15 protein-coding genes are annotated in these 16567 nt (G+C 54.1%); 4 read left to right on the forward strand and 11 right to left on the reverse strand.

The genetic code is table 11. The features are described 5' to 3' along the window. Positions 1-2 precede the first annotated feature (2 nt). The 11 genes from WDB70_RS05715 to WDB70_RS05765 form a co-directional block, all read right to left on the reverse strand. A complete protein-coding gene (locus WDB70_RS05715; RefSeq protein ID WP_406667492.1) occupies positions 3-1085 on the reverse strand; it encodes an anion permease in 1083 nt (360 codons plus the stop codon). Positions 1086-1186: 101 nt separating this feature from the next. Continuing rightward, a complete protein-coding gene (locus tag WDB70_RS05720) occupies positions 1187-1462 on the reverse strand; it encodes a hypothetical protein (RefSeq protein WP_406667494.1) in 276 nt (91 codons plus the stop codon). A gap of 106 nt (positions 1463-1568) precedes the next feature. Further along, positions 1569-2168, reverse strand: coding sequence for a hypothetical protein (locus WDB70_RS05725; RefSeq protein WP_406667496.1), 600 nt, complete (start codon positions 2166-2168; stop codon positions 1569-1571). Between the two features lie 92 nt (positions 2169-2260). Then, the gene (locus tag WDB70_RS05730; protein WP_406667498.1) at positions 2261-2638 is read right to left on the reverse strand and encodes an energy transducer TonB; all 378 of its coding nucleotides are present in this window, start codon (positions 2636-2638) and stop codon (positions 2261-2263) included. Positions 2639-2651: 13 nt separating this feature from the next. After that, positions 2652-2816 (reverse strand): hypothetical protein, encoded by a 165-nt coding sequence (locus WDB70_RS05735; protein WP_406667500.1) that lies wholly within the window; start codon positions 2814-2816, stop codon positions 2652-2654. Positions 2817-2838: 22 nt separating this feature from the next. Then, positions 2839-3147 carry a hypothetical protein gene (locus WDB70_RS05740; RefSeq protein ID WP_406667502.1) on the reverse strand — a complete coding sequence of 103 codons (309 nt, stop codon included), beginning with the start codon at positions 3145-3147 and terminating at the stop codon, positions 2839-2841. A 236-nt stretch (positions 3148-3383) separates the two neighbouring features. Continuing rightward, positions 3384-3755, reverse strand: a complete 372-nt coding sequence (locus tag WDB70_RS05745) for a hypothetical protein (RefSeq protein ID WP_406667504.1) — start codon at positions 3753-3755, stop codon at positions 3384-3386. Positions 3756-3837: 82 nt separating this feature from the next. Beyond that, positions 3838-5127 carry a hypothetical protein gene (locus WDB70_RS05750; RefSeq protein WP_406667506.1) on the reverse strand — a complete coding sequence of 430 codons (1290 nt, stop codon included), beginning with the start codon at positions 5125-5127 and terminating at the stop codon, positions 3838-3840. Between the two features lie 1343 nt (positions 5128-6470). After that, positions 6471-6911, reverse strand: a complete 441-nt coding sequence (locus tag WDB70_RS05755; protein WP_406667508.1) for a hypothetical protein — start codon at positions 6909-6911, stop codon at positions 6471-6473. A gap of 48 nt (positions 6912-6959) precedes the next feature. Further along, on the reverse strand, positions 6960-7820 hold the full coding sequence (locus WDB70_RS05760) for an energy transducer TonB (RefSeq protein WP_406667510.1): 861 nt from the start codon (positions 7818-7820) through the stop codon (positions 6960-6962). A 144-nt stretch (positions 7821-7964) separates the two neighbouring features. Further along, the gene (locus tag WDB70_RS05765) at positions 7965-9716 is read right to left on the reverse strand and encodes a cation:proton antiporter (RefSeq protein ID WP_406667512.1); all 1752 of its coding nucleotides are present in this window, start codon (positions 9714-9716) and stop codon (positions 7965-7967) included. Between the two features lie 158 nt (positions 9717-9874). Here WDB70_RS05765 and WDB70_RS05770 point away from each other — a divergent pair, with 158 nt between their 5' ends. From WDB70_RS05770 to ilvG, 4 genes are all read left to right on the forward strand, one after another. Further along, positions 9875-11152, forward strand: a complete 1278-nt coding sequence (locus tag WDB70_RS05770; protein WP_406667514.1) for a dicarboxylate/amino acid:cation symporter — start codon at positions 9875-9877, stop codon at positions 11150-11152. Between the two features lie 66 nt (positions 11153-11218). After that, on the forward strand, positions 11219-14230 hold the full coding sequence (locus WDB70_RS05775) for an FAD-binding and (Fe-S)-binding domain-containing protein (protein WP_406667516.1): 3012 nt from the start codon (positions 11219-11221) through the stop codon (positions 14228-14230). Continuing rightward, positions 14227-14583, forward strand: coding sequence for a hypothetical protein (locus tag WDB70_RS05780; protein WP_406667518.1), 357 nt, complete (start codon positions 14227-14229; stop codon positions 14581-14583). Before WDB70_RS05775 ends, WDB70_RS05780 begins: the two co-directional genes overlap by 4 nt. 313 nt (positions 14584-14896) lie before the next feature. Further along, a complete protein-coding gene (gene ilvG, locus WDB70_RS05785) occupies positions 14897-16567 on the forward strand; it encodes an acetolactate synthase 2 catalytic subunit (protein ID WP_406667520.1) in 1671 nt (556 codons plus the stop codon).

The following is a 16567-nucleotide window of genomic DNA, read 5'->3' on the forward strand; positions in this document are numbered from 1 at the left end:
CGTCAGCTCCACAATTTGAGAAAAATCAGGCAATAAAACCAACCCAGTAATATCGATACCGGCACATTCATAAACCAGCCCGCTACGATGCTGCGCGCCGTTTGCCACTTCACATGCTGCGGCTTTTCGGCTGCACCATTACCCAATAGCGTAGCGGTAACAACCTGAGTGGTAGAGGTGGGCGCACCGCTCAGGGTGGCCACACTGTTAACCAATGCCGCCCCTAACTGGTTGGCTACCGAGTGAATAACCCGTACCCGAAACAGCCCAAAGCCCAGCGTTTTGATGATCCGCCAGCCCCCAAAGAGGGTGCCAAGGGTAATGGCCGTCGCGCACAGAAAAATGGCCCAGTCAGGAATAGTGAAGGTGCTGGTGGTACCACTGGCCAGAAGCATCATGCCGATCACCGCCATACCTTTTTGGGCGTCATTGGCGCCATGGGAAAAGCCCAGCCAGGCCACGCTGATGTACTGCGACACCACAAAAACCCGGGTGGTTTTTTGTGATGCCCGGTGTAGTAACCGAAACAGCAGTTTCATCACCAAAAAGCCAATCACAAAACCAAAAAAGGGTGATACAAAAAGCCCGGCTACCACTTTCATCACCCCGTGCAGTTGCCCATTTGCCAGCGCCGTAATACCCCAGTCGATATGGTTACTGCCGACACAGTAAAGCCCGGCGCCAACCAGACCTCCGGCCAGCGAATTAGACGACGACGACGGATACCCCAGCCACCAGGTGGCCAGGTTATAGGTGATGGCAGCCAACAGCGCCGCTATGACCAGGGTTTCGCCGTCAATGGTGGAGGCTGCCCCGACGTTGACAAAGGTGCCAACGGTGTCAGCGACCGTCAGGCCAACGCTAAAGGGGGCTATAAAGGTAAACAGGGTAACAATGCCGATGGCAATGCCCGGCGTCATGGCCCGCGAGGCCACAGCGGTTGCCACCATGTCAGCGGCGTCGTGAAAGCCGTTAGTAAAATCAAACAGCGCCACCAGCACTATGACCAACGCCAGCAGGATGATTGCCAGATCCATGTTCTGTTCACCAAAGCGGTGTTGACTGATACTGAAATAGTTCAGCACAAAGAGCGACTTAGCAAGTGAAAGATGTAATGGCTGAATAAAGCGATGATAGCGGGAAACGGTGGAGGGTTATGGCATGCGTTACGGGCTGAGCCTGAACATTACAGCCAGCCAAACTGCACGCTAACGCCCGCCAGTATCGATGCGGCGCCAGCAATGGCCAGAGGGCGAGTGAGTTTTGCACCAGTAGCGGTATGCATAAAACCGCGGCGCCAATAATCCGGGGCTATCAGCAGATAACCGGCCGCCATAAAAAGCCCGAATGCCGGTTTCGCCATACCGTGCAGGTAGCCTGCCAAAAACAGCACGCCAGCAATAACAAAAGCCACTGCGGCCAGCTTGGTAGACGTTAATGGAGTGGGTTGGTATTGGTGCATGGATTGTTCCTGATGAAAGAGTAAAGTCTTGGGGAGTCGAGTAACTGGTTTTTTCTTTCAACCAGTTTGGCTGGCCAGTAACACTGTTACTGGCCAGCCACTTTACTTACATACCATCATTAACGCTAAGTGTTCTTTTGGAAATGTCATCCGCAGATTTCTTTTCCCATACTGGCCAGTACTCACTATACTTTTCTTTGACGCTTTTTTTATTATGCTCGTACCAAGAAAGAGATTTTTCTGTGTTTTTTACTAATGTTGTATTTTTAACAAGATCTTTGAACTCAGATGTGCCTACTCTGTGTTCTGCTTTAGGATCATCCTTAAATGGCCACAATGAAAATCTTGCTTTCCATAACCCCATTCGTGGTGTAATAACACTAAAATAGTTCTTACCCTGTTTTAAGTTGCTTTCCATAAAATCGGCGGCCTCGGAAACAACCATGAAAGTATGTTTCCCTGGCGTCGTGTTGTAGTCTATTTTTGTTCCGTTAGACACTATACCAATAAACTTTATCGTTCCATCTGTAACATCATAGAGCGACGCATTAATAGCACCACCTAAAAAACTGGAACGCATAAAAACAACCTGAGCTTTATCATTTTCTGGGGGTTGTATTTTTTGGCTTGCTGACACGGCCATTGGATTCGAAGCGCAGCCAGAGAACAATAAAACAGAAGCGATAATAAGTAATTTTTTCAACATGTCAAAACCCTTTTAAGTTATATTCCCTAATTTTTTTGTAGTGCTAGTTTTTGTTATTGACCTCCTTTGCAAATTTAATTAAAGTTGATTTGTTAATCGTTTTTATTAAATTTCATAGTGTATTCACAACGAAACCTTACAGGCTTACCGTCTATCTTCATGGGAACATAGAGCCATTTTTCAAAAGCACTTTTAGCATTTTTCTCGAACACCCCCTTAGGTGAGGAATCTAGTACTTTAACGCTGTCTACTTTCCCATCTGTATTAATTTTAGCTGCCATTTTTACCCAGCCATGAATTCCTTCGTCGTAAGCCTTTTTGGGGTAACGAGGAGAAAAAGAAACGATTGGTCTCGGCATCATGGCAGCGCCGTCATGCTGACAAGTAAGTTGCATGTCATAGCTCTTGGTCTGTGTTGTTGCGCAGGCTGATAACAAAGAGCACGCCAATACTATGGCTAGTTTTTTCATACTGTTTTTCCTGTTACTTCGATTTTTTGGAATTAAACAACTTTGCCCAAAACGCCGCTTCCAGGCCAAAGCCCAGTATCACAAAGGCAAACACGCCAGTGGCGCTGCCGTGGTGGTAAGCAGTAATGGCGGCTATCAGCAACGCCAGAATAAGAGGGTAGCGGTAGAGTGCTTTCATGGTGTGCTTCCTCGTATGTGGTTTAGCCCTTGGGGCCGGCCAGCGCTGTTAGCCACTGCTCCGGCTCGGCAACAATAAACTCGTAAACCTGCCCGTTACTCAAGGTAACGCGAATGGCGTCGGTAGTCACGGGCAACAGGCCTCCCCCTTTGCCCAGGCACTTGCTCACGGCGTTAATAGCGCTACGTGCAAAGCGGTAAGGGCCAAGGCCCAGTTGCTGGTTGTAGGGCGAAAAAAGCACTTCATCAGTGGTGAGTGCCAGCTTGCCATCAGCCTTGGCAACACCGACCTGTAAGGTGGCGGTAGTGGACTTAATTGTGCCAGTGGTCATGAGCGTGTTCCTTTGCTGGTAACGGTATTTAAAATAATACGCCGTTTAATAGCGTTATATCCTTACAGGATTGAGGAAATAATACTTCTATAAAGGGGCTTTTATTGCAGGGGTGCGCCCCTGCACGCGCCTGACTTTTGTGGGGCAAAAGTCAGCAAAACCCTTGCCCATGTTCCGCTGGCGCTGCACTTAACGGGCGGAAAGCGGCTGAGAGCTACAGTCACTTGTTAGCTATACTATTCACCAATAAGTATATTTATGTAAATACACGACATGCTAACGGCTATAAAACCAAAAAAGAAGATGCTAAAAGTTCGTCCAGGTATTGCGTGAAAGGCCAGTGAAGGCATTTGCTTTAATATAGGTAACGAAGGCATAAAGAAAACTGAATGGCGTTCAAATTTTTTATATTTAGCTACAAGATTAGAAAGGAATAATTTTAAACCTGAGGCATAAATTAAAACGAACATTGAAGCACCAAATAACTCAACTATTGCCATGAGTTCCATATTCATCATGATTTCAGGGCCTGCTACAAGAACAACAATTATTACGGCTAGAGAGTGCCAAATGCCTTTTGATATTGACTTCTTGATCCAATCGAGCACCGAATCCTCCTTGTATAGCTAACGCCTACATTTGCGGCTGGTTTGGAGCGCAGCGGAAAAACTTTCCGTCAGCAGCGCTTTGTTATGCACTTTGAAATCCCGACCTTTTGTAATTTACGATCCACCCACGCGAGCTGACTAATATAGTCCTTCTGCGTTTATCTGTTTCGTCAATCGTGCTTTCAATTAAATTTGCATCTTCAAGTAGCTTCAGTTGCGGCCGCATAGATTGTTGTGAATCATATCCGAAATCTTCATAGTTACTAGGAGATGCATTGCCACCAGCTGCAATCAGGTCATCAAACACCTTCCAGGCTCTATTTCCCACGCCTTTTGTATCTATTTCATATTTATCAGCCGTTTCTGCCATCCATGCTTCGATTAGTGCTAACTTGTCTTTAGAATCGGTGGGTATATTTTCACCGAGGTGGGCCCATAGAGCGAAGTCTTCGCAGTACTTAAGAGCATTCCGAAGGTTACGGTTTCCAATTTTATAAATATGTGTAAAACCATCAGCTTCGACTGGAGCGTTAGCACTTTCAAGTGCATATATTTCTAATCTTTTTGATAAAGCCAATTCGGCATCAGCATCGCGAATAGGGTCTATATCTAACGGATCGGCAAGTACGCCTTGCAGTCTAGGAGATGAAGCAGAGCTTCTTATTATTCCTCTTGCACCACAAAGAACCCAACGCAGGCCATTTATATTTAATAATTCATCCCGCATGGCTTCCAATAACTCTCGTGCACCTCTTGAGGTCTCCAATAGCTCCAAATTATCGATGGTACATATAAAGCCACCAGTAGATCTTGACGGAAAACAATCTTGCAACCAAGACTGAATTGCCACCACGAATCCGGATTCTGTGAATCCAGCACCGCTGTTTGGCGTGGTCGACCGGGTTGCATTCCCACCAAATCCTGCAAAACTTGCACCTCCACCTGTCAGGTGAAAGAGTGGCGAATTAAGCCACTGATTAATATTGTCTATCTCTGGAACGTTATAGCCTTTTTCTTTAAGCGCTTCATGGTTAGTAATAAAGGCTTGAGCAACAGAGAAAAGTACTTTTTGCCTAAAGCTTTGTAGGCTGTCCTCACTGGTTAGCTGGAAAGGCGGTTCGATTGGAATAAATGCTGGCCCTGATCCATTGATGAAGTCCTTAAAAAGCTTAAACCCTGAAACCGACACTAGGCTGGTTTTTCCAACTCCGTTAGGACCTTCAAGCGTGGGGTGAGTGTCAGATGACTTAATATAGGTCATTAGTTTACGCAACTCTGAATCACGGCCAACGAGAAGCTCTACACCCTCTTCATTGGCCTTAATAGGGCGAGGGCTATACGGGTTATCTCTAAAACCTAATTCGTTCCACATAGAATATCCTTTGTTTAATTCACAGTGCGCCTATTGCATAACAATAGTTATGAAGTCGGCTCGTTTTTATTCATTAGAGCATTATTCCGAACAACCGCAACTCGTTCTTTTACAAGACTAATGTATCCAAGCAGCTGCGCAAAAATGCGTCGGCTTCTTTTGCTGGTTTGACCGGCTTCTTATCTTGAAGTCGGACCTTATTACTTACTTATATTAATCAATACCTTGTAGACACCCTATCGGAATATATGAGCCAAGGGTGGGTAATAAAGGTGCCAGATTGTCACACCTCGGCTGGATATACTGTATTCCCATCCAAAAACCTGAACGACGCAACCCACTGTTTGATAGTCTGCCATGCCTGCCAGTATGGCTCTTGGGGCCCCTTTAAGTGCAGCGCCGGGGTGGAAGCTGCGATAGGGCCGTTGAGCCAGGGAAGGCGAAACAGGTGAGTACGTGTCAGGACACGCGTACGAGCCGGTGCCCGGTAAGCGGCTTACAGCACGGATTGAGCGTAACGCTGGGGTGGCCTTCTTTCGGTTCCTTTCTTTGGCCAAGCAAGAAAGGAACACGCCCGCCGGTGCGGGAACCGGCAAACAAATAGCTGTGCCGCAGGCACATCAAAATCCAGTATTTATTGCAGGGGTGCGCCCCTGCACGCGCCTGACTTTTGTGGGGCAAAAGTCAGCAAAACCCTTGCCCATGTTCCGCTGGCGCTGCACTTAACGGGCAGAAAAGCAAACAGAAGACCGCAGTCACAATTATCAATAGCGAGTGAGTCAGGGCTGGACAAAACCCGCCTGCCGGTGCGGGAGCCGGCACACAAAGAGCTGTGCCGCAGGCACATCAAAATCCAGTATTTATTGTAGGGGGCGCCCCTACACGCGCCTGACTTTTGGGGGGCAAAAGTCAGCAAAACCCTCGCCCATGTTCCGCGCTGACGCTGTGTTCGTCATTCCCGGTTCACCGGTTCATACGCGTGTCCTGACACGTATTCACCTGCTTCGGCGTCCTGCCTCAGCTGAACCTTCATTCCTGCCACAGCGGCGCTGCACTTAACGGGCAAAGGAACCTGGTTGCCGGTGCGGAAACCGGCACGTAAACAGCAGTGCCGCAGGCACATCAAATGCGTTAAAGAGTGTCAGAAAGGGGGATTTAGCCACGCTACCGCCCCTGCGTTGCGGGCCGCACCTTCCCTGGTTTTCTGGCTGTTGGCGTTACCTTACGCCGGCCTGGGCCATTATTTCAGTAACAGATGACGTTACTGTGAGTGGCTTCACATTGTTTATTATCAATGCCTTAGCCGCCCGAAGGCGGCTGGGCTTGGCTATATGGCGGTTAGCTTAGAAGCTGCTGTTGATCACGTCGCCGTTATCGAGCTTGCACTGGCCCACGCCGCCACCGGCGATACCGCTGTCAGGTTGCTCCAGGGTGAATACGCAATGCATGGAGCCGCCTTTATCGCCCATCAGTACGGCAGCGGCGTTAGAGGTATTGCCGCCACCGCTGTACACGCCAATATCGTTTGATTTGCCACCGAAAGTGAGGCCAGAGTCAGTGGTGCTGCCGACTACCACTTTACCGGTGTAGTGTTCACCGCTGGGTAGGGTGGTGCTCAGGGTGCCGCTTTGAGCCAAAAAGCGTTGCTGGTAGTGCATAGTGACGGGCTTGCCGTTCATACGGCCGTTGATGCTGCCGGTCATGGTACAGGCGCTGAGCCCGGCAAGCATGATGGCCACAGTGGCGAAGCGGGCAACACGCCAAGGCTTGTTGTGGTGACTCATAGGTATCTCCTTGGTAAATAGTGGCGTCATCAGTGGTTGTTCACGGTGCTACGCCGGGGGCTGATAGGGCGAGAAGCGTAATATTAGTTTTTGCTGTTGTGGCCGTGCCTTACCGGCGACAACCAGCGGTTTATAACGCCATTTTTTGACGGCTGTTATGGCGGCGGCATCAAACAGCTGCGCGGGGTGAGACTGGGTTACCTGAATATGCTGCGGTTTGCCGTGGATATCGATGTCAAACTGCAACATGACGTAACCGGCAATGTGCCCGGCTGCAGCGGCCTGGGGGTAGACCGGGTCACTGCGGCGCAGCGCCAGCGGATGGTGGCGGGAATAGTGGTCAATGTTCACTCCCAAAGGGCTTTGCTGGCCAAACACATCCTCTACGTCAATTGGCTTTAGCAACCGGTAATCACTGGCAGTGGTGCACAGGTAGTGGGGCATGGCCCGCTCTAATGCCGGGCCACTGAGCCGGTAGTGGCAGTCTGTTTGGTCATCCAATAGCCCTTTGAGGCTGCGTGTGAGCAGCTGCCCTGATGCCGGGTGATCGGGCTGGTACTTATGCAGCCGGTAACTGGCATTGTAGGGCTTGCCGGCCCAATGGGTAATGATGGCCGGCAAGCCATAACCGACACTGAGCCAGAGCATGCAACCAAAGGCCAGCGGTAACGCCAGCAAGGTTAATGCCTTGCGATAAAGGGATTTTGCTTGGCGAAATTGCCAGTGGCCGCTGCCATAAGCCCACCAGATGGCCAAGGTAATGGGTATCGCCAGAGCCAGGCTGAGCCACTTGGCGCTGTGCTGCCAGGCGGCGGTAGGAATAAAATTAGCGTAGATGCCCCAGTAGCCAGTGGCGGTGAGTAACAACAGCGCAACACTGAAAAGTGTTTGGCTGGGTGAGCGGCTCATGGGTGGGCATCCTTCTTCACTGCATCAGCATCCCTGACATAACACCGCTACCATACCGTGCTGCTGGCGCCGCTCAAACGCAGCAATGTAAAAAAGTGTGTTTCGGCTACTGCGCCAGTATGTGCCATTTGCAACAGCCAGTGGTTAGAGTTCGGCGTCCTGACGCAGCAGCTTGGCTAACTGGCTGCGGCTGGCCTGCACCAGTTGAATACGCGCCTGTTCGTCATCGATGTGTTCAACGGCGGCATCCAGTAAAGCTTCGTCGTGTTCACGGAATTTACTAACAATATCCAGCACTTCTGGCTCGGGAATACCCAGTGCCAGTAAGGTGGCCTGAGTGGCTTCCAGGCCGGAGGTGAAGGTTTCCCGAAAGACCTGATGAACTTTTTTCTCGCGCAGTTCAATGGCATGTAAACGGTCTATGGCCCGGGCCAGTAGTGTCAGGTTGGGGAAGCGGGCCTGGCACAGGGCAACAATGGCCATGGCGTCTTTTTTGTCGTCTACTGCCAGCACCAGAATGTCAGCCTCATGGGCGCGGGCCTGATTAAGCAGTTCGTACTCGGTGGCATTACCCAAAAATACCTCGGCGCCATATTTACGCACCAGCGAGACGTGCGTGGCGTTTTTATCCAGGGCAATGAAGGGGATGCGGTAGGCCGCCAGTACCCGGCCAACAATCTGCCCGAAGCGGCCAAAGCCAGCAATGATCACCCGGGGTTTGTCTGTGGGGTCGGGTTTGGGCGCATCCAGTTCACTGACCGGCGCCGTGCAGCGACGGCGCACCTGGGCAAAGAGCCAGGGGGTGAGCACCATCGACAAACCCACCACCAGCACCAGCAGGTTTTGCTGATAGCGCGTAAGCAGGCCGCTGGCGCCGGCCTGGCTGGCCAGTACAAAGGCAAACTCACCCCCTTCACTGAGCAATACCGCCAGTTGCAGAGCTTCTTTGTTACTGTGGCCCCAAAGCCTGGCCAGTGGCCACAGCACGGCCACTTTTACCAGTAACAGCAGCGCCAGGGCGCCGAGCACCACCAGTGGTGTCGTCCACAGTAAAGACAGCTTTAAAATCATGCCGATGGCCATAAAAAACAGCCCCAAAAGCAAGCCCTTGAATGGCTCGATGTCGGCGTGTAACTGGTGGCGGTAAGACGAGTTGGCCAGCAACATGCCGGCTAGAAAGGCGCCCATGCCGGCCGACAGCCCCAGCTGCTCCATCAGCCAGGCACTGCCCAGCACCAGCAGCAGTGCCAGCGCGGTCAAGACTTCCCGCACCCGCGCCGCAACCACCAGCTCCATGACCTTCGGCAGGGCGTAGCGGGCAAACAGCCCCAGCCCGGCAAAAGCGCCCAGCAGCACATACCAGGGCGCCAGTTGGCTGTGGCCGCTACCGGGTGCCAGCGCGGCCAGTATCAGCAACAAAGGCACTACCGCCATGTCTTGAAACAGCAGTACGGCAAAGGCGTCCAGACCTTTTTTGGATGCCAGCAGGCTGTGCTCTTTTAATAGTTGCACGGCAAAGGCCGTGGACGACAGCGCCAGCGCGGCGCCAATCACCAGTGCCGCTGGCCAGCTAAGGCCAAACAACAGAGCGATGCCGGCAAAAGCTGCCATGCTCAGCAACAGTTGCCCCAGGCCCAGTACAAAAATGCTGTTTTTCAGTTGCAGTACCCGCCCTGGCGACAGCTCCAGCCCCAGTACAAACAGCATCAGCACCACCCCCAGCTCAGAAAAGTGCAGCACCGTGTCGGCATCGCCCACCAAGTTCAGTACCGACGGCCCCAGCATCAGCCCGGCGGCCAGGTACGCCAGAATGGGGCTGAGACCCAGGCGGCGAAACAGCGGCACACCCAATACGGCAGCCAGTAAAAAGAGCAACACGAGATCCATGGTGAGCATGAGCAGTTCCTGCGCGGGTAATGCTGTGCAGTGTGTCAAAGCCTGCGGCTGGCGCCAAGATGCGTTAACCGGCCGCTGCGCTGCGGCCATGGGCCAGCATGGTGGCGGCCATTGCGTTATAGTGCCGCCGCCTTATTCACACGACCATAAAAATAACCATGAAAGATTCCCTGACAACCCGCATTTTTATTGCTCTGCTTGCCGGTATTCTGGTGGGCGCCATCAGCCGCTGGCTACTCGCCGATGTAGCTTTTATTGAGCACACAGTGATCCACGGCCTGTTTGCCACCGCCGGCGGTATTTTTGTATCGCTGATCAAGTTGCTGGTAGTGCCATTGGTGTTTGTTTCTATCGTCAACGGCGTGTGTTCTTTGGACGACCTCGGCCAGTTTGGCCGGCTCGGCAGCAAAACTTTTGTGCTGTATCTGGTCAATACCGTGCTGGCTATTAGCATGGCGCTGGCTATTGGCCTGTGGCTGGCACCGGGGCAGGGTGCCGGCCTTACTGTCAACGGGGCGCCTTATCACGCCAGCTTGACCCAGGCGCCGTCGCTGCTGGCACTGATTGCCTCGGTGGTGCCATCTAACCCGGTCAAAGCCTTCGTTGACGGCAACATGCTGCAAATTCTGTTTATGGCGATCATCGTCGGTATTGCCATCAAGGGCCTGGAAAAAGACGAAGCCGGTGCTGCTTCGCGCGGCTTTGCCATTGCCAATAACCTGATGATGCGGCTGGTGGCAATGGTGATGGCACTGGCGCCTTACGGGGTGTTTTTTCTTACCACCGAGCTGGCGGCGTCGCTCAACACCCAGGCTATTAGTGCTGTGGGTTCCTACGTGGCCACCAACCTGTCGGTAATGCTGCTGTGGATCCTGGTGTTTTATCCGTTGGTGATCAGCACCTTTACCGGTATCAGCCCGCTGCTGTATCTGGCCAAGTTGCGCGAACAAATCTTCTTTTCGTTATCCACTGCCAGCTCCAATGCCACCATTCCAGTGACCTTCAAAACCCTCACCGAGAAGCTGGGCGTTGACCGCAATGTAGCCGGTTTTGGCGTACCTTTGGGTGCCACCATGAACATGTCAGGCTCTGCCATTTACATGACCATCGCCACCCTGTTTGTAGCTAATGCCTATGGCACCGGCCTGGAAAGCAGCCAGCTGCTGACCCTCGGTGTTACCGCCTTTTTGCTGGCCATTGCTACCGGCGGAGTGCCGGGCGGTGCGGCGGTCACTACCGGCGTGTTGCTGCACCAGTTGGGCCTGCCGATGGAGGCCATGGCCATTATTCTGGCAGTGGATCGCATCTGTGATGCCTTCGTTACCACCACCAATGTGGTGGGGGATACGGCAGTTGCGACATTGGTGGCGCGCACCGAGCAATCACTGTGCCACGACACCTTAAAACGTACTGATAACGTATTGGCACAACAGTGAAAAGGACCCCGGCCTGGCCGGGGTTTGTTTTGATATACTGGCCAAAACCCTTTGCTTGCGGCCAGTATGCTTCCCAGACTCGACACCCAACCCCAGCTTTCGGCGCTCTATCAGGCCTATCTTAATGATCTGCGCGCGGCCGGTTTTCGTGGCGACATTGAAACCGGTTACGCTGAACGGCTGAGTGCGGCTACCGACAACTCTGTCTACCAGCTGTTGCCGCAAGCGATCGTACTGCCACGCGACCATGATGACGTGCTCTTGGTGGCCAAAACCGCCCGCCAGCACCCGCAGGTGTATTTTGCGGCCCGTGGCGGCGGTACCGGCACCAATGGCCAGAGCCTCAACAGTGGCGTGGTGGTGGACATGTCGCGGCACATGCGCGGTATTCTCGAGTTTAATGCCGAAGAGGGTTGGGTGCGGGTGCAGGCCGGCTGCATCAAGGATGAACTCAACGCCTTTTTAAAGCCCCATGGCTATTTCTTTGCCCCGGATCTGTCTACCTCCAACCGCGCCACCATTGGCGGCATGATCAACACCGACGCCTCCGGTCAGGGTTCACTGGTGTATGGCAAAACCTCCGACCATGTGCAGGCGCTGCGCTGCGTGCTGGTCAGCGGGGAAGCGCTTTATACCGAAGCGGCTGATATCGGCAAGCTGGCCGAGATGCCCGGCACCAGCGGTGTGCTGCACCGGGCTGTGGCTGAACGCCTGAAGGCCAAGCGCCAGCAAATTCTGGATACGTTTCCGCGCCTTAACCGCTTTTTGACCGGTTACGATCTGGAGCACGTCTATAACGACGACCTTAGCCGTTTTGATCTGGGCCGGTTGATCTGTGGGTCAGAAGGCTCGCTGGCTTTTGTCACCGAAGCCAAGCTGCACCTGAACCCCATCGAGCCCTTTAAAACGCTCATCAATATCAAGTACCGCAGCTTTGAAAAGGCCCTGCGTAACGCACCGTTTCTGGTGGCCGCTAAGGCTACCTCGGTGGAAACAGTCGATTCCAAGGTGCTGAATCTGGCCCGTGAAGACATCATCTGGCACCAGGTTAAGGAGCTCATCACCGATGTGCCGGGCGAAGCAATGCAGGGGTTGAACATCGTTGAGTTCAACGATACCGATGCCGATGCCCAGCAACAAAAAGTCGACAGCCTTTGCGCCCGGTTGGACGAACTGTGCGGCGGCGACAGTGGCATTATTGGCTATCAGCTCACCAGCGATCTGGCGGCCATCGGCCGCATCTACGCCATGCGAAAAAAGGCCGTGGGGCTGTTGGGTAATACCCCCGGCCGGGCCAAGCCGCAGCCGTTTGCCGAAGACACCGCGGTGCCGCCGGAAAACCTGGCCGATTTCATCATGGATTTTCGCGCCCTTTTAGATAACCACCAGCTGCATTACGGCATGTTTGGCCATGTCGATGCCGGGGTGCTGCATGTGCGCCCGGCACTGGATATGACCGACCCGGCAGAGGAGCAGCGACTGCGGCAAATTTCCGATCAGGTGGTGGCGCTGGTCGCCAAGTATGGTGGCCTGATGTGGGGCGAGCACGGTAAGGGCTTTCGTTCGGAATATGCACCGACTTTTTTCGGCGCGCTATGGGACGAACTGCGCTGGGTGAAAAGCCAGTTTGACCCGGATAACCGCATGAACCCAGGCAAAATCTGTGTGCCGCTGGAAGGCGATCACCAGCTGGTGTCGGTCGATGGCCCCAAGCGTGGTGCCCGTGACCGGCAGATCCCCATCACGGTGCGTGACAGTTTCAGTGGTGCCATGACCTGTAATGGTAATGGCCTGTGCTTTAACTTTGATGCCGATACGCCGATGTGCCCCAGCTATCGGGTTACGGGCCAGCGTCAGCATTCACCGAAAGGCCGTGCCGGGCTGATGCGTGAATGGTTGCGGCTGTTGGCAGAACGCGGCGTTGATCCCGATCAGCTGGAAAAAAGTGGCCAGAAACTGCCGTTTTTCAACCGCCTGCGAAACCAGTTCAGTGGTGAATATGATTTCAGCCGGGAAGTCAAAGAGGCAATGGATGGCTGTTTGGCCTGTAAGGCCTGTGCCAGCCAGTGCCCCATTAAAGTGGATGTGCCCACTTTTCGTGCCCGCTTTATGAACCTGTATCATCAGCGTTACCTGCGGCCCATAAAAGACCACCTTATTGCCAGTGTCGAGCGTTCGGCACCATTGATGGCGCGTTTTGCCAAGCCGGTTAATATGCTGCTGCGCCAGCGTTGGGTGCAGGGGCTGCTGGCCCGTACCGTGGGCATGGTGGATTCGCCACTGCTGTCGGTACCTACCCTTGAGCAGCGCCTGGCCGGTGATGATGCGCTGGACTGGGATCTGGACAAACTGGTTCGCCACCCGCAAAAAGACAAACTGCTGCTGATAGTGCAAGACCCTTTCACCAGCTATTACGACGCGGCCGTGGTGGCCGCCCTGGTGCAGTTGGTGGCGCGGCTGGGTTTTATACCCAAGCTGGTGCCCTTTAAACCCAACGGTAAACCGGAACATGTAAAAGGCTTTCTTTCGCGGTTTGCGAAAACGGCAGGGGATGCTGCGGCGTTTTTCAATACGCTGGCAGAGCAGGGTTTGCCGCTGGTGGGCGTCGATCCGTCGCTGGTGCTTTGCTACCGTGACGAATACCACAAGGTGCTGGGCACTGCTCGCGGCAACTTCCAGGTGCAACTGGTGCAGGAGTGGCTGGTACAGTTGCCACCGGCGACGCTGGCAACGCTTAACGGTAAGGGCTCAGCGGTGCCGACGGCGACGCTGTTTGCCCACTGCACTGAGAAAACCGCTGTACCAGCCAGTGAGGCACAGTGGCAGCAGGTGTTTGCCGGTGCCGGTTACAACCTTGACGTTGCCAGCGTTGGCTGTTGTGGTATGGCAGGAACCTACGGCCACGAACAGGAACATCAAGCCAGTTCCAAAGCGCTTTATGCCATGAGCTGGCAACCGAAAGTGGCCACAGCAACAACGGTGCTGGCGACTGGCTATTCCTGCCGTTGTCAGGTGGCCCGAATGGACGGACAAAAACCCCTGCACCCGGTGCAGTGGTTGCTGGAGCAACAGTCATGACCTTTTTGCGTTTTTTGCTGTATCTGATGATCCTGGCTGGCTTGGACTATCAACTGGGTGGCGGCTGGCACTGGCCAACGGCGCTGACCCTGGCCTTTATTTTTGTGGCTGTACTGCTGGAGTGGCTGCTGGGGTTGCGGGCAGGCCAGCATCTGGGCCAGTTACAGGCTGCGGAAGTGAAAAAAGACCAGCTGCTGTTGCATTACCCTGAGCTGACATTGCAGTTTGCTACGGCAAATGTGCAGTGGCACGGTGGCCGTTATCAGGTGCGAGGTGGTCCTTATTACCTGCAATTGGCACCGAAAAAACTCCCGCAAGGGGTGGCTGACATCCTGAAAAGGCATTTCCGTTAACGTAAAGGGAATGCCCCCTTCGTTCCCATGCTTGGTTAACTTATTGAAATTGAAGGAAATAAAAAACGCAAAAAAAGCCTTGCGCTGCTTTTTTCGCCTGTGCTAATTCTAAAAGCACGCTGTTAACTAATGCAGGCCAAATTTGTGAACGCCTTTATTCAACAAGCCATTCTTCTCGTCCTCGTGCTCGTGGTGGTGATTATTCGCCAACCGCGCGGGGTGCTGTTGTGTAAACGCTGACACAAGCAGAATGCAAAAAACCCCCGCGCTGAGAAGCCCGGGGGTTTTTTCGTTTCAGGCTAAGGAAAATGTCATGAACCAAGTCAGTCCTCATCTGGATACCGCCACCGGCGCGCAGTTACTGGTGGCCTGCCTGCAGGCTCAGGGCGTATCCACCCTGTTTGGCTATCCGGGTGGTGCCATCATGCCCATCTACGATGCCTTGACCGAGGCGAGCCTTACGCATGTGTTATGCCGCCATGAGCAGGGTGCGGCACTGGCAGCCATTGGTTATGCCCGTGCCAGTAATCAGGTGGGGGTGGTGATGGCAACGTCCGGGCCGGGGGCCACCAACCTCATTACCGGCCTGGCTGATGCGATGATGGATGCCATTCCGCTGGTGGCCATTACCGGCCAGGTACCCAGTGGTGCCATCGGTACCGATGCCTTCCAGGAAATTGATGTACTGGGGTTGTCGCTGGCCTGCACCAAGCACAGCTACCTGGTGACAAACCCGGTAGAGTTGCCCGCCATTGTGGCGGAAGCCTTTAGCCTGGCGCGTAGCGGCAAACCCGGGCCGGTACTGATTGATATTCCCAAAGACGTACAACAGGCCTTGGCGCCTGTCAGTTACCTTGCGCCGTCGCCTTCTCCTGCAACCCAGGTGGATTTTGCGGCATTAAACCGCGCTGAAACACTGCTGCGTAATGCCCGCAAACCCATGGCCTATGTGGGCGGTGGTGTTGGCATGAGCGATGCGGTGGCGGTACTGCGTGATTACTTGCAAGCCACCGGTATGCCGGCGGTAGAAACCCTCAAGGGGCTGGGGTCGGTTGGTCTCGATTACAGCCATAACCTGGGCATGCTGGGTATGCACGGCAGCCGTGGCGCCAACATGGCTGTGCAGGAGTGCGATCTGTTGCTGGTACTGGGCGCCCGCTTTGATGACCGGGTTACCGGCAAGCTGGACGAGTTTGCCCCCCACGCCCGCGTGATCCACGTCGATATTGACGCGGCAGAGTTGGGCAAGCGCCGCCATGCCGATGTGGCCCTGACCATGGACGTGGGCGAAGCCTTGCGCTATCTGGCGCGTATACCGGCTCCTGCTGCCTGGCAGCAGCACTGCCAGAGTTACCGCCAGCAATACCGTTTCAGCGCCCCGCGGCGTGCCGATGCCATTCATGCGCCCTGGCTGCTGAGCCGTTTATCCGCTCTGGCCGGGCGCCAGGCCCGGGTGTGCTGTGATGTGGGGCAGCACCAAATGTGGGTCGCCCAGCATATGCGCTTTGACCACCCCAGCCGGCATATCTCCTCCGGTGGCCTGGGCACCATGGGCTTTGGCCTGCCAGTAGCCATTGGCGCCCAGCTGGCCTGTCCGGACGACCATACCATTCTGGTTACCGGCGATGGCTCGGTGATGATGAACATTCAGGAGCTGGCCACCATCAAGCGCCAGCAGCTGCCAATCAAGATTGTGCTGTTGGACAACCAGCGGTTGGGCATGGTGCGCCAGTGGCAAACGCTGTTTTTTGACGGCCGCCACAGCGAAGTGGACCTGTCTGACAACCCTGATTTTCTGACCATCGCCAGCGCCTTTGGGATTGCCGGGGAGCGCATCAGCCACCCCAATCAAGCCGAGGCGGCGCTGGCGCGGCTGCTGGCCGCCGAAGGCAGCTATTTTCTGCACGTGGCCATTCCCAGCGACGACGGCGTCTGGCCGTTGGTACCGCCAGGGAAGGGCAATCACCAGATGTTGGAGGCCTAA

This window comes from Gallaecimonas aegicerasi (assembly GCF_045291545.1).
Classification (GTDB): domain Bacteria; phylum Pseudomonadota; class Gammaproteobacteria; order Enterobacterales; family Gallaecimonadaceae; genus Gallaecimonas.

Bases quoted from the DNA above. Each gene is read 5' to 3' on its own strand.
- WDB70_RS05720 (WP_406667494.1), bottom strand. From the start codon at position 1,462: ATGCACCAATACCAACCCACTCCATTAACGTCTACCAAGCTGGCCGCA.
- WDB70_RS05725 (WP_406667496.1), bottom strand. From the start codon at position 2,168: ATGTTGAAAAAATTACTTATTATCGCTTCTGTTTTATTGTTCTCTGGC.
- WDB70_RS05730 (WP_406667498.1), bottom strand. From the start codon at position 2,638: ATGAAAAAACTAGCCATAGTATTGGCGTGCTCTTTGTTATCAGCCTGC.
- WDB70_RS05735 (WP_406667500.1), bottom strand. From the start codon at position 2,816: ATGAAAGCACTCTACCGCTACCCTCTTATTCTGGCGTTGCTGATAGCC.
- WDB70_RS05740 (WP_406667502.1), bottom strand. From the start codon at position 3,147: ATGACCACTGGCACAATTAAGTCCACTACCGCCACCTTACAGGTCGGT.
- WDB70_RS05750 (WP_406667506.1), bottom strand. From the start codon at position 5,127: ATGTGGAACGAATTAGGTTTTAGAGATAACCCGTATAGCCCTCGCCCT.
- WDB70_RS05755 (WP_406667508.1), bottom strand. From the start codon at position 6,911: ATGAGTCACCACAACAAGCCTTGGCGTGTTGCCCGCTTCGCCACTGTG.
- WDB70_RS05760 (WP_406667510.1), bottom strand. From the start codon at position 7,820: ATGAGCCGCTCACCCAGCCAAACACTTTTCAGTGTTGCGCTGTTGTTA.
- WDB70_RS05765 (WP_406667512.1), bottom strand. From the start codon at position 9,716: ATGCTCACCATGGATCTCGTGTTGCTCTTTTTACTGGCTGCCGTATTG.
- WDB70_RS05770 (WP_406667514.1), top strand. From the start codon at position 9,875: ATGAAAGATTCCCTGACAACCCGCATTTTTATTGCTCTGCTTGCCGGT.
- WDB70_RS05775 (WP_406667516.1), top strand. From the start codon at position 11,219: ATGCTTCCCAGACTCGACACCCAACCCCAGCTTTCGGCGCTCTATCAG.
- WDB70_RS05780 (WP_406667518.1), top strand. From the start codon at position 14,227: ATGACCTTTTTGCGTTTTTTGCTGTATCTGATGATCCTGGCTGGCTTG.
- ilvG (WP_406667520.1), top strand. From the start codon at position 14,897: ATGAACCAAGTCAGTCCTCATCTGGATACCGCCACCGGCGCGCAGTTA.